Consider the following 21,964-nt stretch of genomic DNA (forward strand, 5'->3'; position numbering starts at 1 on the left):
CGATTTGTTTTGCGTGTTAAAACAAATCATTTTTGCATATTAAATGATCCCTTTTGATTACTGCGAATTAAAACGTTCCGAAACTCAAACCCGCATACAATCTTGATTGCATGCGGGTTTTTTTAAAACTTTTTTTAAAAGCCCAGTTTGCTTCCCAGGTCGCCCAGTAAATTTCCACCTGATGCATTGTCTGATCCTTCCCCGCTGGCCCCTAATATAGAATCGATCTGACCGCCAAATTGCGGAAATTTTTGTTTAACAAAACCGGCAACTATACCTAAAACCTGTTGCGCTTGTTCGGCAGGGATGCCTGTTCTTTCTACTATCTGGTTAATTAATTCGCTCATAATGTATGATTTTATATGATAATGCAAATGTAGGGCCTCAACACATTGCAATCATCACCGAAGTTCAAAAGGATAAAATTTGCTTGTCCAAATCTCCCCTTTATAAAGTCCATATCACACCCGGTAGAAGCTATATTCCGATAATACATTTGTCGTAGAAATTTCAATATAAAAACATATTGGCCATTAAAAATTAAAACAATGACAACACAACAAAAGATACTTACAACACAGGAAGTGGCGGCACGATTCAATGAACTTGCTCAGCAAGAAAAATGGTTTGAGATCCAGGAGGAGTTTTTTGCAGACAATGTAAGAAGTATAGACCCCCAAAATTCACCGTACTTCGGTTATGCCGAAGGCAAATCTGCTGTTCGCAAAAAGGGCGAAGACTTTGTAAAACGCATAGAGGCGGTTCATAGAGTTTATACAAGCGAGCCTCTGGTAAGCGGTAATCATTTTGCAGTAGGAAGAGAAAAAGATATCACGGTGCAGGGGCACGGAAGAATACAAATTAACCAGATAATGCTGTATGAAGTGAAAGATGGGCAAATCGTATTAGAGCAATTCTTTTATTAAGAAGCTTTGGCTGGGACAGGAATGAAAGCTCATTCCTGTTTTCTTTCTACTACCTGCCGATATGTTTTCATGTCAATTTCATTTTCGCTTCGGCTCATGAACCTGTCAACGCCAATGAGTAATTGCCAACTTTCTATCCTCCTATTTAGAATATTCTTTCATCTTCATCAAAAAAAGATCTTTCTTCCTTTTTGCTACTTTTATTTCCTGCCCGTTTGTCATTGTTATGGTGCCTTCCTCACCCCGTCGGTATTCTCTTACATGCCGCAGATTTATAAGAAACGACCTGTGCACCCGAACAAAAAAATTGTCGGCTAACAGGTATTCATACTCCTTAATGGTTTTTGAAGTAACCACCTGTTTTTTATTGGATAAATAAAACCTGGTGTAGCTGCTGCTGGCTTCACAATAAATAATATCCTGAAGCAGGATTACTTCAAACCCGTATTGTGAAGGAACGCATAATTTAATTTCATGCGCCTGCAATTGCGGGCGCAGGTTGTTCATAAGTACTTCCAGCCCTTCCATTTTCTTCTTTTTATTGATGCGGGTAAAGGCCCTGTCTACAGCTTCTATCAATTCGGTTTCATCTACCGGTTTAAGCAAATAGTCCACTGCGCTGAATTTAAACGCCTGCAGCATATAGTCGTCATACGCAGTAACAAATATTACTTCGGGAATATGCGTGGTAAGCTCCTGCATTAATTCGATACCGTTTTTGCCAGGCATGGAAATGTCAAGGAAAAGCAGATCCGGCTGCAACCTGTTTATTTTTTCCAATGCGGTAGCCGCATCATTGCAGGTAGCGATTACCTCTACCTCCTCACAATTTTTTTTAAGCAATAATACCAGCGCATTAAGGCTTTTAATTTCATCGTCAACCAAAATTGCTGTCATAGTGTTTTATTCATAAGTTAGTGAAAGGGTTAACCGGGCCAGGGTGCCGCTTGCTGCATGGCCATTCCCGCCTGTATCTGTGATCTGCAACATACAGTGAATATGATATTTTGAGTTCAGCAACCTGATCCTGTCTTTAATGTTTTCAATGCCTACGGAATGATGGGTGTTCTGTTGTTTTCTTCCCGATGAATGGTCAATACCAATACCATTGTCTTCAATTTCACAGATCAACTGGCCCTGTTGTTTTAAAAAACGGATATCTATTTTCTTATTTCCATTCTTGGGTTTCAGTCCATGCCAGATGGCGTTCTCTACCAGCGGTTGTAATAACATGGGCGGAATTTCTACGCTGGTAGTATCGAGTTCTTTGTCTACGGTTATAGCATACATAAAATCCTCAAAGCGAAGTTTCTCTATCTCAAGATAACGGTGCAGGTATTGTATATTCTGATCGAGTGTTATAAAATGATGCCGGGAATGATCGAGGTTCATTCGTATCAACCGTGCAAAGCGGGCCAGGTAATGCGAAGCCTTATCGTTTTCATTCTGCAGGATCAGCTCCCTGATACTGTTAAGACTGTTGAAAATAAAATGCGGGTTCATCTGCGCATGCAGTGCTTTCATTTCTGTTATGGCTATCAGGTTGTTCAGGCTGGCCGTGTGCCGAATACTACGAATTCGAAAGTGCACAAGTATAAAAACAAGAAAAGCGGCAAGCAAAATTATTGCTACGTAAAACCAGGTTGTTTTCCAGAACGGCGGTTGAATAATAATAGTTATTTCCTTTACCGTCTCCAGCCAGTGGTTGGATGCAGAAAACGCTTTTACCTGCAGCGTGTAGTTGCCGGGTGGCAGGTTATTGAAGTTAATAGTATTTTGTTTACCCAATGCTACCCACGCTGCATTACTATCTATGCGGTAACTGAAGCGGTTGTTTTGTGCATCTGTAAAATTTATAGCTGCTACATGAATTCGGATATCGTTGTCGTAGTAAGGCAATTTCAATTTATTGCCGGGATACAATATACTTGTACCATTTGCAGTATTAATGGCATCAATAAAGAAAGGAAGGTCTTTGGCCGCACAATGTAATATGCTGTCAGTAACCCAACCTATATAATTAAAAGCATAACCTATGAAGATCCGTTTGGCAACCGTGTCGTGATACAGCAGGTTCGGAACGCCTCCTTCCTGCGGAATGCCGTCTTCAAATGAATAGCTGATCAATTGTTGGGTTTGCTGGTGCCAGGTGCTCAGGTAATTTCGGCTGGCTATCCATATATGATCATTGTTAAGCGCGAGTATAACACGGATGATATTTTCAGGTAAGCCCTGCGCAGTTGTAAGCTGCTGATATTTATTTAACGCCGGGTTAAAAAACAGTACCCCATTATGCCGGTTGCTAAAAATTATCTGCCGTTGCCGGTTGCGTGTTAAGGAAGAAATGTGGATATTATTTTTATTGATCCCGGTAAAACGTTCCATCAAAGTATCGAACCGGTTTGTTTGCCGGTTCCACCTGGTTAATCCGCGTGCGGCTATCCAAATGTTGCCATCTTCATCTTCCGTAATAAAGCTGGCGCTTTTAACCGGCAAATAATTTTCAGTATCGGAGCTTTGAAAAATGCGGGTGTGTTTGGTAGCATGGTCATATTGTATAATGCCGGTTCCCCATACGCCCTGCAGCCAGAAGTGACGATGTGAATCCTGGAACGAAAGCGAAATTGGTTTTTCGTACAATAATGATCGTATAGCCGGTGGCAATGATACATACCCAAAATTTTTATTTCCGGTATGCAGCCATACGAGGCCATTTTGGGTGGCAAACCATAAGGTGTCTTTCGCTACTGGTAAAATATTCCAGATCTCGTTGCACTCCGGATCAAGCTTTGCAAAACTGATCTTTTGTTTTAAGGACAGCGAAACTGCATCCAGTATATAAATGCCATCTTTTGCATAAGTACCTACAAAAAGGTCATTTTGTTGCCGGTGAAAAGCGGTGATCTCATAATTCTCTTTATAGTTGTTGAGCGAGAGGGACCGGAGATCTAATGATTTTACCGGCTTTTTTGCAAGATTCTCTTTCAACAATCCTTTTTCTGTACCGATCCATATTCTGCCTTCATTATCTTTCAGGATAGCCGTGCAGGAAAACCCTTCAAAATAACATTTCGGTTTGGGAGCTATTACTCCTGTAGCGCTGTTATAATAGCAGATGTATACGCCGCTTTTTTGACTTGTAACAATGGCCGTAGTATCATTGATAGCACACCACGTCATTTGCCAGCCAATATCCTGTTTAAAAGATGCCGGTACCCGGCAAGGTTGAAGCCGGTCTGTTTGCGCATCATAAAAAAACAATTCATTTGTTCTTCTATTATGCAGCACCATTTTATTTGTGCCGATAGTACCAGTAAGTTTAAACACCAGCTTGTTGATCGCAGCGAGGTTTGGGAATTTATTTTTGTATTCTGTTATTGGACTATATTTTTTTTGGCGGTTATCATATACGAACATCCCTTCTTTATTGGTGAAATGAAGATAGAGGTCACCGGTGAGGGCGGTAATTTCACGGCCATGGCTCCAGGCCGGATTTCCGCGTTTGCCGGCTTCGTACCTGTCGTGCCTGAAATTCAGCCTTTGGTTTTTCGAAAAAGAATACAGCCCGGTTATGCTCGACATCAGTACATTGCCTTCGGGAGTTGCCAGGGCATAATAGGCATCGTTTATATAAATGCTGCCCTTTTCCGTTTCGGGCAGCGCATAACCGGTCAACTGTTCATTTGTTGTATTGAGCGACTGTATACCTTTTCTTGTGGTAAGTAGCAACTGGTCTTTATTGACCGATAATTTTAAAACTTCATCAATGACGCCATTCCCATTAGCGGGCTTTCTGAATTCCCCGCCATCAAAACGGTTCAAACCGTTTGGCGTGCTTATCCATATAAACCCATTTTCATCCTGTACCAGTCCGGTCACGGTATTATCGCTCAGGCCATCCTGCATGGTATAACGTACAAACTGTTTTTCATTCAACTGACCTATTGCCATTGTATTACATAGAATAAAAAACAACAAATAACAACTGTATGTAAAGGGTTGTCTAAAAAGCGGCTGGTAAAAAATCAGGTGCATGCAGATAATGGTATACGCGGGAGTTTCTGGTTATTAACTTAATAAAATGGTATGCTCTTCACTGTTCACTTCAAACAAAAATAATTGTTTCATTGAATGTAAGAAAGAAAGTATTCATATGTGGCAGGGTTTGCTTAAGTAAACCGGTTGTACCTGTTCCCGCTTATTAGTTTAACCCGGCCGCTTATTTCTTCAAACAGGCTATTCACTGGTTTATGGTACCAACAAAAAAATCTACTGAATAACTTGCGCGCGAAAGTCCTTCAATACAGCTACATAGGTAGGAAAAGCGATCAACTAAAATCAAAAGTGAACAGATGAAAAATTCTTACCCAATCACAAAGGTATATACATGGTGCATCGCATTAGTATTTTTCACGATGCCTTGTTTTGGCCAGAATGTGGCTATTAATGAAGATGGTTCTTTACCTAACCCCAAAGCGATACTGGATGTTAAATCATATAGTAAAGGAATACTGATTCCCCGTATGAGCACAAATGATCGGCTTGGTATACTGGCGCCAACAGGCTTACTGGTTTTTGATTCAACCACGATGTCGTTTTGGTACAGCATTGGACAGGATACCGGAACTATTTGGAAAAACCTGGTAACGGAACGAGGTTGGTCGTTAAGGGGCAACCGGGGAGAAAGTGACTATTTTCTGGGAACCACAAATAATAAACCATTACAAATAAGGGTAAATAACCGGCCGGCAGGTGAAATTCAACTTTCGAGAATGAACACCTACTGGGGTTATGAAGCCGGGGTAAGAAATTCCAGTTATACTGGCGATACATCGGGATATGGTAATACAGCAACCGGATACCGTTGCCTGTATTTCAATAGTACCGGATATAGTAATTCAGCATCAGGTGCATATTCGTTGAATTTAAATACCATAGGGCATTCCAATACAGCAAGCGGAGCGCATTCTCTTCAGAATAATTGGTTGGGGAATTCAAATTCGGCCTTTGGCGTGATGGCATTGTATGAAAATAACAGTGGAACATTTAATACGGCAAGTGGCATATACTCCATGCAAAACAACACCACGGGTTCTTATAATACAGCCATCGGTAACCATGCATTATTTTCCAATGTAGGCGGATCATATAACACTGCTATAGGAAGCGATGCCAACGTTGCCTCAGTTGTTTCCAATGCTACTGCAATAGGCTATGGTGCAGTTGTGAACGCCTCCAATAAAGTACGCATTGGAAACCCTACCGTAACCGTTATCGAAGGGCAGGTGCCTTTTACCGTGCCCTCCGATGGTAGATTCAAGTTTCAGGTAAAGGAAGACGTGAAAGGCCTGGATTTTATTTTACAATTACGCCCTGTTACTTACCAGTTTGATGTAAAGCGGTTCGAAACTCAAATCGGCCGGTCTGATAATAAAGAGATCAAACAGGAGAATACCGAAATGGAGGCTGCTTACAAAGAAGCCACCGGAATACGCCGCAGCGGATTTATTGCCCAGGAAGTAGAGAAAGCGGCGGCGGCATCTGGATACAATTTCAGCGGTATCATTCAACCCAAAACAGCACAGGAACATTATAGCCTGAGTTATGAAGCTTTTGTAGTACCGCTGGTAAAAGCAGTACAGGAATTAAGTAAAGAACAACAACGGCTCATTGCTGCGCAGAAGCAAAAAATAGAAGAACAGGATAAAAAAATAATTGCCCTGCAACAGCAACTGGATGAAATTAAAAAATTACTGCTCAAGTCAAAATAGTGCCCAATAGTAAAAATGAAAACTGGAAAAATGACAAAATATTACATTGCTTTTCTGGCCCTGATAATGTTTATGACGCCTTGTGTGGCTCAAAATGTAGCCATCAATGAAGATGGCTCTTTGCCTGATCCCAAAGCGATCCTTGATGTTAAATCATACACTAAGGGAGTATTGATTCCACGCATGAGCTCGGCCGACAGATGGGCCATAAAGGCACCAAAAGGTTTGTTGGTATACGATACAACCACCAATTCGTTTTGGTACAGTTCACAATTGGTTGTGGTTACACCTGATTCTTCATACACCGTTTGGGAAAACCTGGCAACCGGGTACGGCTGGTCGGTGGGAGGTAACCATATTGGTGACTCTAATTCAAGTTATTTAGGAACCAAAAATAGAATTCCCTTAAGGATAAAAGTAAATGCGGTTAATGCAGGTATTATTGACCCCGTAGGTAAAAATACTTTTTGGGGTTATGAGTCTGGTACTTTTACTCCTGCTTACCGGTTAGATACACCAGGCATTTGTAATACAGGTACAGGAAACCTTTCATTGCATTACAATAACAACGGATCTTATAATACTGCAGCCGGAGATAAAGCTATGATGCGCAATAGAAGTGGCAACTTCAATACAGCAACAGGTGCAAATGCATTGCATTACAATACTACGGGAAACACCAATGTGGCAAATGGGTCAGGTGCATTGTATGTGAACTCTACAGGTAGTTTAAATACGGCAGTTGGCGGCCTGGCATTGTATAATAATCGTACGGGATCATATAATACAGGCATAGGTTATAACACCTCTTTAACCAGAGATAGTTTTTCAAATGCCACCGCAATTGGCTATGGAGCAATTGTGAACGCGTCGAACAAAGTTCGGATTGGTAACAGCGCTGTAACCAGTATTGAAGGTCCCGTAGCATTTTCAGTTGTTTCGGATGGCCGCTTCAAATACAGTGTAAAGGAAGATGTGAAAGGACTTGATTTTATTTTACAATTACGTCCTGTTACTTACCAGTTTGATGTAAAAAGATTTAACACCCAATACAGCCTGTCTGGTATTGCCAATGAAAATGGTAACGGAAATTATGCATTGCAGACGGCTTATGATGAAGCCTCCAGCATACGCCGCAGCGGGTTCATTGCCCAGGAAGTAGAGAAAGCTGCGGTGGCATCCGGATACAATTTCAGCGGGGTCGTTCAACCCAAAACAGCACAGGAACATTATAGCCTGAGTTATGAAGCTTTTGTAGTACCGCTGGTAAAGGCCGTTCAGGAGTTAAGTGAAAAGAATAAAAAACTGGAACAGGAAATTGCAGAAATAAAGCAGTTGCTGCAAAAGTTAAAATAATTATTATCTCACCGATAAGCACCAATATGGCATTAAAAAATTATTTGAGGGCGATAACATACAAGTGTTTGGTAATTGTATTGCCCATTGGGGTATGTGCACAAGGCATACATATTACACCGGGCGCTAACGTGGTGTTGAACGGAAATGTTAAACTGGTATTGAATAACGCCGGCCTTATCACCAATGGAAATTTTGAACCTGGCCTAAGCACTATCCTATTAACCGGAGCAGGTACTGATCAATCATGGCTCGGGGGCAGCGCTGCTGCCTCCTTTTTCAAAATTATCATCAACCGGCAGGCAGACGTAATGTTGAGGGGTAGTATCAATATTAACGATACCCTTTCAATGATCAAAGGAAACCTGCAATTGAACAATTATACCATCAACCTGAACGGATTTCTTTCAGGCGAAAGCAATCAGTCTTCAGTTACCGGCACCAGCGGTGGCGCTATTCGGGTAACAACCAAACTGAATGCGCCACTCGAAGTAAACCCGGGTAATATTGGCGTAGATATTTCCAGTTTATCGAACCTGGGCAAGGTAGTTATTGAAAGGCGGCATGTACAACAAATGCTGACCAAAGGCATGCAGGGTATTCAGCGTTATTTTCAAATCACTGCGTCCAATAATTCCCAGTTAAATGCTACGCTGCGTTTTTTTTACCTCGATAAAGAGCTGGCAGGGACCAATGAATCTTCATTAACGCTGTGGAAGGGCGCAGATCTGGGAAATTACTGGTTATTGAACGGAAGAGATAGTATTGATGTAACAGCTAACTACGTAGTAAAAACCGGCATCGATCATTTCACCCGTTATACGCTGGGCCCTGAAACTGCTGATCAATTGTCACGTGTTGCCGGTCCTGGTAAACCAGAACAATTGTCTCAGTCAGACAGCCTTCGGAACTTAGCTTTTTTCAAGCCGGTAACAACAATGCAGGTATATCCTAATCCTTTGCATGAGCAATTCAGGATGGCATTGTTCAGTGATTCCCAAAAAGAGTATACCATCAATCTTTATGACCAGTATGGGCATTTGTTGCAAACCAAAAAGATATGGTGCCGTTCAGGAATGAACCACATACCCTGGAATGTAAGCAAATATGCCCCTGGGATTTATTATCTCGTATTTGAGAACCGGGCTATAAAACTTATAAAGAAATAACAGGTAATAAAAGAACACATAAATAGTACTAACCCTTACACTATAAATAAACAACCTTCCTTTGAAATTAAAAATCTGTACCTACTATGAAAATTATGATCATTAATCGCCCCGAATTAACAGCAATGATTGTTGCTGCCCTGTTAAGTTTATTTTCCTGTAAAAAAGACAGCAATGGAACAGAACCGGCAACGGCAATAACCGGTTTTAGTGCGGATACGGCATGGATTGGTAAGATCATTACCATTAATGGAAAAGGCTTTAGCGCCACGGCAGCAGACAATTCAGTTCGAATAGGCAGCACAGTAATTAATGAAGTTGTAGAAGCTTCCGCCACCTCATTAACAATAAAAATACCGGCTGGCACAACCAGCGGAAAAGTATTTGTAAAGGTAAATGGCGTAGAAAAAGAAAGTGCTAAAGACCTGGTTATCGTAAATCAGTTGGTGTGGCATAAAATGCTGGGCGGAAAAGAAACTGATTTTGCAGTATCAACGGCGCCTACTGCTGATGGCGGTTATTTGATAGCAGGTTATAGCGAAAGCACCGATGGTGATGTAACGGGTAATCATGGGGACTATGATTATTGGGTGGTGAAACTGAATGCCGACAGAACTATTGCGTGGCAAAGATCATTAGGTGGATCTGGTGATGATAATTTAATCAAAATGATACCGCTGGCGGATGGCGGGTGTTTGCTGGCCGGGTATACAATAAGCACGGATGGTGATGTAACCGGTAATCATGGCAACAGTGATTGTTGGATAGTAAAGCTGAATGCCGCTGGTGCTATGGTATGGCAGAAAACGCTTGGCGGCTCCAGACAGGATAGACCAGGCTCTGTTATTGCTATTCCAGGTGGTTATATGGTGGTGGGGTATACAGGCAGTAATGATGGCGATGTGACCGGCAATCATGGAGGTTACGACTTTTGGGTGGTGAAGCTGAATGAAAGCGGAACGATCATTAGCCAAAAAACTTTCGGTGGAACTGGTAACGAATATGCCTCTGATATAACCCCCACTTCAGATGGCGGTTACCTTGTAGGGGGCAGAACAAACAGTACCGATGGCGAGGTTACGGGTAATCATGGTGGCCTGGATATCTGGGTAGTGAAACTGAATGCTGCTGGTAATGCCGAATGGCAAAAAACGTACGGTGGTACCGGAAGTGAAGCTATGCAATCGATACTCACTACTTCAGACGGGGGCGCAGTTATGGCCGGCTATACGAATAGTTTAAATGGTGATGTTACAGGTGTTCGTGGTGGTTTAGACTGCTGGATTACCAAATTAAACAGCAGCGGTGCTATTGTATGGCAAAAGACGCTGGGTGGTTCCGCAGATGAACATGCCTATTCAATTGTCGCTGCTCAAAACGGCGGATTCGCCATAGCCGGACTTACAGCCAGTTCAGATGGCGATGTAACCGGTTTTCATGCAGGTACTGATAGCTGGGTGGTGCGTTTAAATGCCAATGGCGGCATTGTATGGCAAAAAACAGTGGGCGGTTCTAACCTGGATAATTCCTATGCTATTGCTGCCTCAGGTAACAGCTTTATAGTGGCAGGAATAGCAAGAAGTACGGATGGGGATTTAAGCGGCGTGCACGGTGATTACGATTTTTGGTTGTATAAAATATTGGATTAATAAATCACAAATTATCACTGAAATCAAAGATCAGTACCTACTATGAAACACATGATCATTAATAGCCCCGCGGTAACAGCAATGATTGTTGCTGCCCTGTTAAGTTTATTTTCCTGTAAAAAGGACAGTAAAGGAACAGAACCGGCAATAACCATAACCGGTTTTAGTGTTGATACGGCATGGATTGGTAAGATCATAACCATTAATGGAAATGGCTTTAGCGCCACTGCAGCAGATAATTCGGTTCGAATAGGCAGCACGGTAGTTAAAGAAGTTGTAGAAGCTTCCAATACCTCATTAACAATAAAAATACCGGCTGGCGCTACCAGCGGGAAAGTATTTGTAAAAGTAAATGGTGTAGAAAAAGCGAGCGCTAAAGACCTAATTATCGTAAATCAATTGGTTTGGCATAAACTGCTGGGTGGAAATAATACTGATTATGCAGTATCGGCGGAGCCCACAGCCGATGGCGGTTGCCTGGTGGCAGGGTTTAGCAAAAGCACAGATGGAGATGTGACAGGTAATCATGGCAATTATGATTATTGGGTAGTGAAACTAAATGCCGACAGAACAATTGCCTGGCAAAAAACTTTTGGTGGATCAGGCGATGATTTTATATACAAAATGATTCCGCTGGCAGATGGTGGGTGCGTGCTGGCCGGGTATTCATTAAGCACGAATGGCGATGTGACCGGTAATCACGGCAACGCTGATATCTGGATCGTTAAGCTGAATGCTGCTGGCGCTATTGTATGGCAGAAAACACTTGGCGGATCCAATATTGATATGGCATCATCTGTAATTGCTACTTCAGATGGCTATGTAGTGTCTGGATATACAGTAAGTAATGATGGAGATGTAACCGGTAACCATGGTGATTATGATTTTTGGGTGGTGAAGCTGAATGAAAGCGGCACGATCATCTGGCAAAAAACTTTCGGTGGAACTGGTAGCGATTATGCCAATTCAATAATCGCTACATCAGATGGCGGTTATCTTGTAGGGGGCAGAACAAGCAGTACAGATGGCGATGTTACGGGCAATCATGGCAGTGTAGATTGTTGGTTGGTGAAACTGAATGCCACTGGTAATGCCGAATGGAAGAAAACATATGGCGGTACAGACCGCGAATCTATTGAATCAATGCTGCCTACCTCAGATGGCGGTACAATTATAGCCGGCTATACGAATAGTTTGAATGGTGATGTTACCGGTAATCATGGTAATACTGATTGCTGGGTTGCCAAATTAAACAGCAGCGGTGCTATCGTATGGCAAAAAACACTGGGCGGCAAGTCAGATGAGCAGGCTCTTTCAATTGCTCCTGCACAAAACGGCGGATTTGCCATAGCTGGTTTTACAAGCAGTACCGATGGCGATGTTACCGCCTTTCATGGCAGTAACGATAGTTGGGTAGTGCGTTTAAATACCAATGGCGCTATAGTATGGCAAAAAGCTGTAGGAGGTTCCCAGGTAGATGATTCCTATGCTATTGCTGCTTCGGGCAACAGCTTTATAGTGGCAGGCATGTCAAAAAGTACGAATGGCGATATAAGTGGAGGGCATGGGGATGCGGATTTTTGGGTGTATAAAATATTAGATTAATTAATCACAAATTATCTCTGAAATCAAAAATCAGTATCAACTATGAAACGCATGATCATTAATCGCCCGGCACTAACAGCAATGATTGTTGCTGCCCTGTTAAGTTTATTATCCTGTAAAAAAGATAGTAAAGGAACAGAGCCGCCAATAACAGGTTTTAGTGCAGATACAGTATGGATTGGTAAAATCATTACCATTAATGGAAACGGCTTTAGCTCCACTGCCACCGAGAATTCGGTTCGAATAGGCAGCACGATAGTTACAGAAGTTTTAGAAGCTTCCGCTACTTCATTAACCATTAAAGTGCCGGCAGGCGCTACCAGTGGAAAAGTATATGTAAGTGTGAATGGAAAAGAAAATTCCAGTTCCGGCAACTTGACTATAGTAAATCAAATGGCCTGGCAAAAAGCATTGGGAGGCACAAACAGTGATATTGGTGTTGCGGTAGCCTCGTCTTCTGACGGGGGTTATCTGCTAGCAGGCTATACAAATAGCTCGGATGGAGATGTAAGCAACAACTATGGCAACTACGATTTCTGGATAGTAAAGCTGAATGCTGATCGCACTATTGCCTGGCAGAAAGTATTGGGAGGAAGCGGCGAGGATCGTGCAAACAGCATAGTGGCATTAGCCGATGGAGGATGTGTTGTGGCCGGCTATACAACCAGCACAGATGGCGAAGTAACCGGCAATCATGGGCGAAGTGACTACTGGATAATAAAGTTGAATGCGAGTGGCAAAATCGTATGGAAGAGTATTTTTGGCGGATCAGGGAATGATGAAGCTACCTCTATTGTATCAAATCCCGGTGGTGGTTATACAGTGGCCGGATATTCTTCAAGCATTGATGGCAATGTATCAAATAACCGTGGTCGCATTGACTATTGGGTAGTATGGCTGGATGAAAATGGCGCTCTTATCAACCAGAAAACGTATGGTGGAGGCGGTGATGACCTGGCCCGATCATTAATAACTACATCAGATGGGGGGTACCTGGTAGCAGGTTCAACAAGCAGTACAAATGGCAATGTAACTGGTAATCACGGTGGTAATGATTATTGGATACTGAAACTGAATGCTGCCGGCAGTATCGAATGGCAAAAAGCGTTAGGTGGTACCGGTTCAGAAGTTGCACATTCAATCATGGCTGCTTCAGATGGCAGTAGCGTAATAGCCGGTTATACAAACAGCACAGATGGCGATGTAACCGGTAATCATGGCAGGGACGATTACTGGATCGTTAAATTAAACGCAAATGGTACGATGGCATGGCAAAAAGCGCTGGGTGGTTCCAGTGCTGATCAGGCGCTCGCGATAACGTCGGCAAAAGATGGAGGTTGTGCGGTAGCAGGCATAACACATAGTTTAGATGGCGATGTAACCGGCAATCATGGCACTGCTAGCGACAGTTGGATAGTTCGGCTGAATGCTGGAGGTTCTGTTGTTTGGAAAAAAGCATTGGGTGGTACGCGGGGAGAAACTACTTATGGCATCGCTACCATAGGAAAAAATTTTATTGCAGCAGGATATTCACATAGTGCTGACGGCGACGTGAGTGGTGTGCATGGCACTGTTGAGGTAGACCTATGGCTGTTTAATTTACTGGATTAATAAATAGCAATTAAACTTCATAGCTCTGGTGTTGTACCAGTTTTTTAAAGACAATGTTTTTTAATTAGCAAAGCCCCATATCCTTAATATCCCGATCTCATTCGGAGATGGACCTGAGGCAAAGCAAGACTCATCGTTTCATGAGCAACCCGAAGGCTACCGGGAGAAACGTATTGTCGAAACGCTGCTTAATTAAACTACATTAGTTATTAGTGGGTTGAAGACCCCGACATTCGTCGGGGTTTAATTTTTTAATAGCTGCTTTGAAGGTCATTTAAGGTGGGCAAAAAAACGCAAAAAGTTGCAGTAAATTCCTTTAATTGCAGTATGATCTCTTCTATAAATGATTTTAAGAACCCGTTCTTTATAGGAATAGCCGGCAGCGGAATGAGCGCTATTGCCCAGTACCTCAAGGGAATTGGTAAAAATGTTTCGGGTAGCGACCGTTTCTTCAACGCAGACGAATACAACGAAACAAAAGCCAAGTTGGAAGCAGAAGGTATTGCCTGTTTTCCCCAGGATGGGAGCGGTATCACTAACAACACCGACCTTGTGGTTGTTTCTACAGCAATAGAAGATACGGTAGCAGAAGTTCAGAAAGCAAAGCAACTGAATATTCCCATTGTTAAGCGTTCTGAACTGCTGGCAATAATTGCCGCCAGTAAAAAAACGATAGCCATCGGGGGTACAAGCGGTAAAAGCACTACCACTGCCATGTTGTTTGATATTCTTGAATACGCAGGCTTACAGCCAAGCATTATCAGCGGGGCCGGATTGGTGAGTATTATTAAGCAGGGAAAGATTGGTAATGCCAAAGTAGGCGCAGGCGAGTGGCTGGTGATAGAAGCAGACGAAAGCGATGGCTCCATTGTTCAATATAAACCGGAGATCGGGCTGTTATTGAACATTGACAAGGACCATAAAGAAATTGATGTGCTGCTCGACATTTTTAAAACGTATAAAGAGAACTCAAAGAAGTTTGTGGTAAACCAGTCGCACCCGCTTGCCAAAGAATTTTCGCAGGCCGCTAAACAGGATTTTTCATGGAATGGTAGCGATGCAGGATATAAAGCCACTGATTTTTCACAGGATGGACTGGTTATTTCTTTTAAAATAAATGGCGTGCCGTTTAAAATGAATCTTGTTGGAAAGCATAATATGGAGAATGCGCTTGCTGCTGCAGCCCTTGCCGCTCAAACAGGTGTGCCGTTGGCGACTTCCGCTGAATCACTGAACAGGTATGAGGGCATTTACCGCCGTAACCAGGTATTAGGAAACAAGAACGGGGTATGGGTAATAGATGATTTTGCGCATAACCCGGTAAAATGCGCTGCCGCTATCCAGGCTTGTCAGCCGATTGCACCAAAGGTTATTGCCTGGTTTCAGCCTCACGGGTATGGTCCCACAAGATTTCTGCGCAATGATTTCGTGCATGAAATTGCCAGTGTACTTCGCCCGGAAGATGAAATATGGATGAGCGAGATATTTTACGCAGGAGGAACAGCCGTAAAAGATATTTCTGCCAATGATCTTATCAACGATCTGAAAGCATTAAATAAACCAGCCTTTTTTATTGAAGATAGAAATGACTTTTTGGCTGCAGTTGGGCCACATTTGACCAACAACTGTGTACTGCTGTTAATGGGAGCAAGAGACCCGTCATTAGAGCAGTTTGCAAAAGAGGTGTGGAATAAACTAACTGTTTAATAGTTGTCCGGTCAGAACTGCGAATCGGATTTTAATGGCGTTCAAATCGAACGCCGTTTTTCGTTTTAATCACGCCGGTTTCAGGTAGATATAAAATTCCCCCGGTTTTTCTTTCTCATTACTCAATAACAGGAAAATGAAAAAGTCCTCAGGCCTGAACAGTTTCTTATAGCCAATAATGTTTTCCCTGAACAATGTGGTGTAATCGCTTATATTATCACCCGTAGGGTCACCAGGAATATCGAATACAAGATAGGCGCCTTCCTTTATAGGGCTGATAATATATTGCTCATGACAGTCAGGGGGTAAATGCTTAATTTCTTCTCCCGTCATGAGTATGCCATGGTGCATGGCAAACCTTCCGGCAGCACTGAAATTGAGTGAATCGAAAGGTTTAACTATAAAACGACTATTCCCTTTGTTGTCAAAATCGTTCATCACCCTTTTGAGATAAGTGTTATAGGAGAAACGACTTTCACTTAATGCAGACACCATTCGTAACGACCTGCATACCGAATACTGATTATTTATAATTTCTATTCGATAATTAAATGTAAAATCCTTTTTCAGGAGTGCAAGATAATCCTGCGCTGAATGAATGCCGTCCATTATGGCATTGGGTGAATCCTTTATAAATACCGGTCCTTTGCGAAACCTGCCCGGACTTTGATTGAACCGTCCGCTGAACGCTTTTGAAAATGCATGTTTACCTGAATAGCCGGTCTTGTCTGCAATTTCTGCCAGTGAAAGGTCGGTATACCATAGAAGGGAAGCGGCTTTTTCGAGCCGGTATCTTTTAATATAACTCCCAATACTTTCCTGCTCGGTTTGTTCAAAAATATCTGTAAAGTGATAATAAGAAACAAATACATGATCTGCCAGGCGTTGCAGGGAAATATCGGTATGAATATTTGCTTCCACATATTCATGGACCCTGTTGGCAATAGCCTGGTAATATTGTATGGTAGATGCTTTATACATAGCAGTTGCATCTTAGGCCGAAAAGTTATCCATTATTGGGATTTCCCGGAAGGGGGCTGTTCATAAAAAAATGGTAATTAATTTTCAGGCAATAATCTATTATTATGAATTTTAAGAATATCCGGCTTGGTGCAGCAATAGTAGCATTCCTCTATATAGCTATTCAGGCGTTTCAGCATTATGTATTTGACAAGTTTCCCGAACCGGCTTCGGCTGCGGAAGAATTGCAACAAGGTAATCACCCTTTGCATTTGATACGTTCTTACCTGATGTTTGGGGCAATGTTTGGGTTACTGTATATTCGATATGTAATTTGTTTCCTGGCAGCCATGTACAACCGGTTCTGGAGCATCCTGGCATTTATCTGCTATTTCATATTTTTCCTGCTGGAAATTCTGCTTCGTTCAACTGAATTATTTTATGCGCAGCTCTTTCTTCCTAAACTTGCCAGGGCGGCCAATTCAGATGACCTGAAAATTATCATAGACAAGTTCCAAACATTTCAATCGATCCAGTCTGCTTTATATTTTCCTTTGATCCTGTCGGCGACATGTAGCTATGCCATTCTGTTCTTTATATTTTCGCCTGTGAAACAAAAGGTCAACTGGCTGATCAAATTTGTATTGGGTGTTGATCTGTTAAGGTCCTTCTGGCGGTTGTTAAGTGATTATTTCAATGTGAAATGGCTGCAGGGCAACTTATATTCACAAATTTACTTACCTCTTGTTATCATAACTTTTGGTTCAATTGGCATCTGGCTGCTTAAATTTAGGGAGGAACAAATGCAGCGCGGACTTAAAATGTAACAATTTTTCAACTCATAATAACCGGTTTTGTATATAATGGGGGATTTAATAAAAGAGATGTACAAAAGATCATTGATAAAAACCTGGCGGGTAAATTATCGCTTGTTGGCGGCGATAATGTTGAAGTAATTCAAAGAATAAAAGTATTTACCGGCTCAAGACACACATTCAATTCACAATATGTATTGGTTGAAACGGGCGTTAATAAAATAATTCTTGCCTCAGACAATATATGGGTGTATTATAGTTTGGAGCATATGCAACTCCCGGCGAGTGGTGGTACGTATGATCCGGAAGGGTATATAAATGCCATGCGCAGAATGAAAACATTAGTAACCAATCCAAAATATATTATCCCCGGGCATGATGCAAATATCTTTTCAAAGTTTCCTTCAATAAAGGAGAGAGTAGTGAAGATAGAATAGTCGTGTATTATCAAATTATTACTAGAAAACTGGCAACACATTTTGCGTATCATTGCAGTAAATCTTCCCTTTACTTTAATTCACACTTAAAAATTGATTGATGAAACGAGGAAATTTACTAACGTGGCTCACCGCCACGGTGGTTTCAGTTGCTTTTACCTTTACCAGCTGCAGTAAACAACAAGCGCAGCTGACAGATAACGAAAAAGAATCACCTGTAACTTCTCATTCCGGCGCCAGGCAAATTACAGCTACTGGTGGCAGTTTTTCTGTTCTAACCTACAATGTTGCCGGGTTGCCAGAGATAATTTCCAGCGCCACTACCCCGCGTGAAGCCAGTACCCAGGAAATAGGTCGGCTGATTAATGCTTACGATATCGTACATGTGCAAGAGGATTTTAATTATCATGCCCACCTGTACGACTATGGCAATGCCCATCCTTACCGCTCATCCACCAGCGGCGGTGTGCCCTTTGGCGACGGGTTGAACTCCTTGTCATATTTTCCCTTTACCGACTTTACACGTGTTACCTGGAATACAAGGCTCAATGAAAATGCATTAACTCCCAAAGGGTTTACCTATTCCCGGTTACGCATTGCTGATGGTGTTTATGTCGACGTTTATAACCTGCACACCAATGCTGAGTCGGATGCGGCTTCTATTGCTGCCCGTGCTGATAATTTGAAGCAGTTGTCAGACTTTATCGTTGTCAATTCTGACGGAAATGCCATTTTGGTTTTCGGCGATACCAATGGCCGGTATACCCGGGACAGTGCATTGAACATGTTGTTAAACAGGCATGGCTTAATTGATCCCTGGATAACATTGGTAAGAAATGGCTCTTTTCCCGCATTCGGAAGCCCTGCTATCGCATGCGAGTTTCCCAATATAACTGATAGCTGCGAAATTGTTGACAAGATCTATTACCGTGGCAGCAAGTACATTCAGTTCACCGCTTCCGATTATCATGTGCTGCACAATTTTGTGAATGCACAGGGAACGCAATTGTCTGATCATATGCCCATTACTGTTAACCTGAACTATGTGCTGCAGACTGCTTTTGGTATGAGCGATTTATTTGGCGGCCCCCATGGCACGCCTTTTAACGACCTCCCACGCCTTACAGCTACCAGCGCACCAACAACTGTTTCCATTCGCGCCGGCAGTCGTTTAGACAATGTGGGCGTTACACTGCAAGACGGCAATACCCTTTCGCATGGCGGAACGGGTGGTACGCTTAAATCACTGACCTTGCAAGCGGGGGAGTATATCAATTCGGTTACTTTGAATTCTTCCCAATACAATGGGCATACCCGTATATTCTATATCAAATTAACCACCAGCTTCGGCCGAACTTTGTCTGGCGGAAGCACTACGCCCAACACGGCGACTTACACAGCGCCAGCCGGTTATAAGATTACCGGATTTTATGGCAACTCTGGTGACGAGATAGATCAGCTGGGCGTTATCTATAATAAACTATAAGTTTACCCAGTTTCCTTCGGAAGATTTCCCTGGCTAATATAAAACCTGCCTGCCGCACCGGCAGGCAGGTTTTGTTTAAGGGCGGTATATACGGCTTACAACTTCTTGAACTGTCTTGTTATTACGTCCGTTTCGGTAATGATCTTTATTGACTACGATCCATTTGAAAGCCCTGATAAGTTGTAGGTGAGGGAGGTGTTTGTTCGTATGGGTTGAAATGGTAGTTGCGTTCCTTTTGCATCTATCAATTGAATATTTTTAATAACCATATCTTCGGTTATATCAATTGTAAGGGTATTCACCACCGGGTTCGGGTATAAGCGTATGGAGTTTTCCCGCTCGCTGTTCAGTAAAATAACTTTTGAGTACTCAAATTTGCCATCGCGATCAACCTGTTTCAGGCGATATTGCAGTTTCTTTTGGATGGGATTTTTATCAGCAAAGGAATAGTGGTGGCTAGTTGATGAATTACCATAAACGATTCTTCCATTTCAATTGTAATAGTAAATGGATAAGAAGATCTCTGGTATTTCTGTTTTAACAGGAGGCACTTTGTCAAGAATACTAATTAAAAAACCATTTGTAAAGAAATTATTGGTTGCTTCCGGTCTGCAAGTGATAGCAGTAGTTTTGTTGATAACCCTCACTTTTTATCACCAAAGTTTACCTACACTGCTGCTGTACGTTTTTTTGCTGCACAGTACAGGTGGCTTTATATTTAACAATCTAATGTCCTACACGCTTACCCGCTTTCCGGAATTTGCAGGAAAGGCGGCTGGTTTGGTAGGCGGTGGCTTTTCCGTAGTTACTTCTATTTTAAGTTCCTTACTGGTAAATACCTTAACGATCACTAACCAAACGACATTAGGCGTGGCTTATGGTGTTTTGGCCATTGGCGTGCTGCTATTGATCGTAAAAATAAAATGGGTAGCAAATGAAAGTGCTGTCTCTAACCCAAACACAAAAAGGTCGCCGGCACCTGTTGCGGCATAGAAGGGAAGACCCGGGAATCGCAATAGCTGAATTACGTTTTTAATAATGCCCGATGGCTTTCTTCAATAGTAATTTGTTATTACTTTTATTGAAAAAAAGTAATGGGTGGTGAAATAATAGGTGCCATTCGAAGTCAATACAACCCGGTTCAACCTTCCATTTTACTCGAAAAAGATAACGAGGTAAGCTACCTGGAGTTTATGCCATCCGGGTTGCTGCAACCTTATATTTATTGTTATTGGCAATTGGTTTCTCAAAAACCATTGGAGCAGCCTTTTATATATCGCGTAGTTGCAGATGCCTGTATGGATATTTATTTTGATCTGTACAACCCGGCTGAAAGTTATGTAATGGGCTTTTGCAAGCAGTATACAGAGTTTGCCTTGCCGAAGTCATTCCACTATTTTGGCGTACGTTTTTTGCCATCGGCTTTCCCGCATTTATTTTCGATCAATGGCAAAGAGTTAAGCAATCGATACGAAAAGTTAGAGTTTGTTATCCCTAAACTGGCCCGTTATATAGCGGGTTACTTTGAGCCCGAACAACCGGTAGAAAAAATGGTGAGCTTGCTTGATTCCTTTTTTATAGACTGGATAAAAGTTCATAGTCCGGAAACCGATCATCGCTTTATGGAATCCGTTTTGAAAATCCTGAAAAATGACGGCTCGCTTCAGTTGGAAAGCGATCTTAAAACAGGTTTAAGTCCAAGGCAACTCCGGCGGCTATTTCATTACTATATTGGTGATAGCCCGAAAACATTTTCCCAGATCATCCGTTTTCAAAGTTTGCTGAAAGCAAAACCATCTTCACAGTTGTTAAAAAGTGAAAAGCTTTTTTTTGATGCCGGCTATTACGATCAGTCGCATTTTATTAAAGCTTTCAAAACTTTCTACGGCAGCACTCCTTCGCAGATTTTATAATTATGTCCGTTTTTTACAATGATTTCCTTTTGCCAAGGAGGAAATTTGTAAAAAAATAATGAGAGGAAGTCTTATTGCAATTATACTTTTTGTTTCAACAGCTGTTTTTTCCCAGAATTCAGTAATCAAAAAAAATGGTAGTAAAATGAAAATGAATGCAGGTATTATAACGTCTAAGCTGGAAGAAACCAGGAAGTTTTATACTGAGATCCTGGGTTTCGGGATCACTTTCCAGAACGAATTTTATCTTTTGTTGCACACGCCAGACAAGCAGGCTGAATTGAGTTTTCTGCTGCCTGATCATCCATCGCAGCAGGCATTGTTTCAACCGGCGTTTACCGGTAAGGGCGTTTACCTGACAATTGAAGTAGAAAATGTTGACGAGTGGTATCAAAAGTTAAAGAAAATGGGCGTAGCTATTAAAATTGACCTTCGTGCCGAGCCCTGGGGTGATAAACATTTTGCAATACAGGACCCGAATGGTGTAGGCATTGATATAGTTACTTACACGCAACCGGATAAACAATAGGCTTATTTTGGGTGGGGTCGTCTTATTGTG

General features: G+C 42.1%; 18 protein-coding genes. 14 read left to right on the forward strand and 4 right to left on the reverse strand.

Annotated features, from left to right (window positions below):
* Positions 1–134: 134 nt before the first annotated feature.
* The gene (locus tag FAM09_RS18985) at positions 135–347 is read right to left on the reverse strand and encodes a hypothetical protein (protein WP_136578715.1); all 213 of its coding nucleotides are present in this window, start codon (positions 345–347) and stop codon (positions 135–137) included.
* A gap of 201 nt (positions 348–548) precedes the next feature.
* Here FAM09_RS18985 and FAM09_RS18990 point away from each other — a divergent pair, with 201 nt between their 5' ends.
* Positions 549–926 carry a SnoaL-like domain-containing protein gene (locus FAM09_RS18990; RefSeq protein ID WP_136578716.1) on the forward strand — a complete coding sequence of 126 codons (378 nt, stop codon included), beginning with the start codon at positions 549–551 and terminating at the stop codon, positions 924–926.
* Between the two features lie 141 nt (positions 927–1,067).
* Here the strand turns inward: FAM09_RS18990 and FAM09_RS18995 are convergent, their stop codons facing one another.
* Both FAM09_RS18995 and FAM09_RS19000 read right to left on the reverse strand, forming a co-directional pair.
* A complete protein-coding gene (locus FAM09_RS18995) occupies positions 1,068–1,823 on the reverse strand; it encodes a LytR/AlgR family response regulator transcription factor (RefSeq protein WP_136578717.1) in 756 nt (251 codons plus the stop codon).
* A 6-nt stretch (positions 1,824–1,829) separates the two neighbouring features.
* A complete protein-coding gene (locus tag FAM09_RS19000; protein ID WP_136578718.1) occupies positions 1,830–4,877 on the reverse strand; it encodes a sensor histidine kinase in 3,048 nt (1,015 codons plus the stop codon).
* Between the two features lie 401 nt (positions 4,878–5,278).
* On the opposite strand from FAM09_RS19000, the gene FAM09_RS19005 reads away from it, so the two are divergent.
* The 7 genes from FAM09_RS19005 (at position 5,279) to FAM09_RS19035 (ending at position 15,794) form a co-directional block, all read left to right on the forward strand.
* Positions 5,279–6,697 (forward strand): tail fiber domain-containing protein, encoded by a 1,419-nt coding sequence (locus FAM09_RS19005; protein ID WP_136578719.1) that lies wholly within the window; start codon positions 5,279–5,281, stop codon positions 6,695–6,697.
* Between the two features lie 30 nt (positions 6,698–6,727).
* A complete protein-coding gene (locus FAM09_RS19010) occupies positions 6,728–8,053 on the forward strand; it encodes a tail fiber domain-containing protein (protein ID WP_136578720.1) in 1,326 nt (441 codons plus the stop codon).
* Between the two features lie 44 nt (positions 8,054–8,097).
* Positions 8,098–9,222 carry a T9SS type A sorting domain-containing protein gene (locus FAM09_RS19015; RefSeq protein ID WP_166437202.1) on the forward strand — a complete coding sequence of 375 codons (1,125 nt, stop codon included), beginning with the start codon at positions 8,098–8,100 and terminating at the stop codon, positions 9,220–9,222.
* Positions 9,223–9,308: 86 nt separating this feature from the next.
* The gene (locus tag FAM09_RS19020) at positions 9,309–10,871 is read left to right on the forward strand and encodes an IPT/TIG domain-containing protein (protein ID WP_136578722.1); all 1,563 of its coding nucleotides are present in this window, start codon (positions 9,309–9,311) and stop codon (positions 10,869–10,871) included.
* A 42-nt stretch (positions 10,872–10,913) separates the two neighbouring features.
* Positions 10,914–12,476, forward strand: coding sequence for an IPT/TIG domain-containing protein (locus tag FAM09_RS19025; RefSeq protein WP_136578723.1), 1,563 nt, complete (start codon positions 10,914–10,916; stop codon positions 12,474–12,476).
* A gap of 42 nt (positions 12,477–12,518) precedes the next feature.
* On the forward strand, positions 12,519–14,087 hold the full coding sequence (locus FAM09_RS19030; protein ID WP_136578724.1) for an IPT/TIG domain-containing protein: 1,569 nt from the start codon (positions 12,519–12,521) through the stop codon (positions 14,085–14,087).
* Between the two features lie 327 nt (positions 14,088–14,414).
* Positions 14,415–15,794, forward strand: coding sequence for a UDP-N-acetylmuramate--L-alanine ligase (locus FAM09_RS19035; protein ID WP_136578725.1), 1,380 nt, complete (start codon positions 14,415–14,417; stop codon positions 15,792–15,794).
* Between the two features lie 69 nt (positions 15,795–15,863).
* Here FAM09_RS19035 and FAM09_RS19040 read toward each other — a convergent pair whose 3' ends face one another.
* The gene (locus FAM09_RS19040; protein ID WP_136578726.1) at positions 15,864–16,775 is read right to left on the reverse strand and encodes a helix-turn-helix transcriptional regulator; all 912 of its coding nucleotides are present in this window, start codon (positions 16,773–16,775) and stop codon (positions 15,864–15,866) included.
* 104 nt (positions 16,776–16,879) lie between these two features.
* On the opposite strand from FAM09_RS19040, the gene FAM09_RS19045 reads away from it, so the two are divergent.
* From FAM09_RS19045 to FAM09_RS19070, 6 genes are all read left to right on the forward strand, one after another.
* Positions 16,880–17,581, forward strand: coding sequence for a hypothetical protein (locus tag FAM09_RS19045; protein WP_136578727.1), 702 nt, complete (start codon positions 16,880–16,882; stop codon positions 17,579–17,581).
* Positions 17,582–17,838: 257 nt separating this feature from the next.
* Positions 17,839–18,006 (forward strand): hypothetical protein, encoded by a 168-nt coding sequence (locus FAM09_RS31095; RefSeq protein WP_208025604.1) that lies wholly within the window; start codon positions 17,839–17,841, stop codon positions 18,004–18,006.
* A gap of 100 nt (positions 18,007–18,106) precedes the next feature.
* The gene (locus FAM09_RS19055; RefSeq protein WP_136578728.1) at positions 18,107–19,492 is read left to right on the forward strand and encodes a jacalin-like lectin; all 1,386 of its coding nucleotides are present in this window, start codon (positions 18,107–18,109) and stop codon (positions 19,490–19,492) included.
* A gap of 507 nt (positions 19,493–19,999) precedes the next feature.
* On the forward strand, positions 20,000–20,485 hold the full coding sequence (locus FAM09_RS19060) for a multidrug effflux MFS transporter (protein ID WP_136578729.1): 486 nt from the start codon (positions 20,000–20,002) through the stop codon (positions 20,483–20,485).
* A 101-nt stretch (positions 20,486–20,586) separates the two neighbouring features.
* The gene (locus FAM09_RS19065) at positions 20,587–21,405 is read left to right on the forward strand and encodes an AraC family transcriptional regulator (protein ID WP_136578730.1); all 819 of its coding nucleotides are present in this window, start codon (positions 20,587–20,589) and stop codon (positions 21,403–21,405) included.
* Positions 21,406–21,550: 145 nt separating this feature from the next.
* Positions 21,551–21,934, forward strand: coding sequence for a VOC family protein (locus FAM09_RS19070; protein ID WP_136578731.1), 384 nt, complete (start codon positions 21,551–21,553; stop codon positions 21,932–21,934).
* Positions 21,935–21,964: the final 30 nt, after the last annotated feature.

This window comes from Niastella caeni (assembly GCF_004834005.1).
Lineage (GTDB): Bacteria > Bacteroidota > Bacteroidia > Chitinophagales > Chitinophagaceae > Niastella > Niastella caeni.

What these genes read in the sequence shown, in the direction of transcription:
- FAM09_RS19010 (WP_136578720.1), top strand. Translation starts at nt 6,728, where the DNA reads ATGACAAAATATTACATTGCTTTTCTGGCCCTGATAATGTTTATGACG.
- FAM09_RS18990 (WP_136578716.1), top strand. Translation starts at nt 549, where the DNA reads ATGACAACACAACAAAAGATACTTACAACACAGGAAGTGGCGGCACGA.
- FAM09_RS19040 (WP_136578726.1), bottom strand. Translation starts at nt 16,775, where the DNA reads ATGTATAAAGCATCTACCATACAATATTACCAGGCTATTGCCAACAGG.
- FAM09_RS19020 (WP_136578722.1), top strand. Translation starts at nt 9,309, where the DNA reads ATGAAAATTATGATCATTAATCGCCCCGAATTAACAGCAATGATTGTT.
- FAM09_RS31095 (WP_208025604.1), top strand. Translation starts at nt 17,839, where the DNA reads ATGCAACTCCCGGCGAGTGGTGGTACGTATGATCCGGAAGGGTATATA.
- FAM09_RS19055 (WP_136578728.1), top strand. Translation starts at nt 18,107, where the DNA reads ATGAAACGAGGAAATTTACTAACGTGGCTCACCGCCACGGTGGTTTCA.
- FAM09_RS19005 (WP_136578719.1), top strand. Translation starts at nt 5,279, where the DNA reads ATGAAAAATTCTTACCCAATCACAAAGGTATATACATGGTGCATCGCA.
- FAM09_RS19000 (WP_136578718.1), bottom strand. Translation starts at nt 4,877, where the DNA reads ATGGCAATAGGTCAGTTGAATGAAAAACAGTTTGTACGTTATACCATG.
- FAM09_RS19065 (WP_136578730.1), top strand. Translation starts at nt 20,587, where the DNA reads ATGGGTGGTGAAATAATAGGTGCCATTCGAAGTCAATACAACCCGGTT.
- FAM09_RS19060 (WP_136578729.1), top strand. Translation starts at nt 20,000, where the DNA reads ATGGATAAGAAGATCTCTGGTATTTCTGTTTTAACAGGAGGCACTTTG.
- FAM09_RS19035 (WP_136578725.1), top strand. Translation starts at nt 14,415, where the DNA reads ATGATCTCTTCTATAAATGATTTTAAGAACCCGTTCTTTATAGGAATA.
- FAM09_RS19030 (WP_136578724.1), top strand. Translation starts at nt 12,519, where the DNA reads ATGAAACGCATGATCATTAATCGCCCGGCACTAACAGCAATGATTGTT.
- FAM09_RS18985 (WP_136578715.1), bottom strand. Translation starts at nt 347, where the DNA reads ATGAGCGAATTAATTAACCAGATAGTAGAAAGAACAGGCATCCCTGCC.
- FAM09_RS18995 (WP_136578717.1), bottom strand. Translation starts at nt 1,823, where the DNA reads ATGACAGCAATTTTGGTTGACGATGAAATTAAAAGCCTTAATGCGCTG.
- FAM09_RS19045 (WP_136578727.1), top strand. Translation starts at nt 16,880, where the DNA reads ATGAATTTTAAGAATATCCGGCTTGGTGCAGCAATAGTAGCATTCCTC.
- FAM09_RS19025 (WP_136578723.1), top strand. Translation starts at nt 10,914, where the DNA reads ATGAAACACATGATCATTAATAGCCCCGCGGTAACAGCAATGATTGTT.
- FAM09_RS19070 (WP_136578731.1), top strand. Translation starts at nt 21,551, where the DNA reads ATGAAAATGAATGCAGGTATTATAACGTCTAAGCTGGAAGAAACCAGG.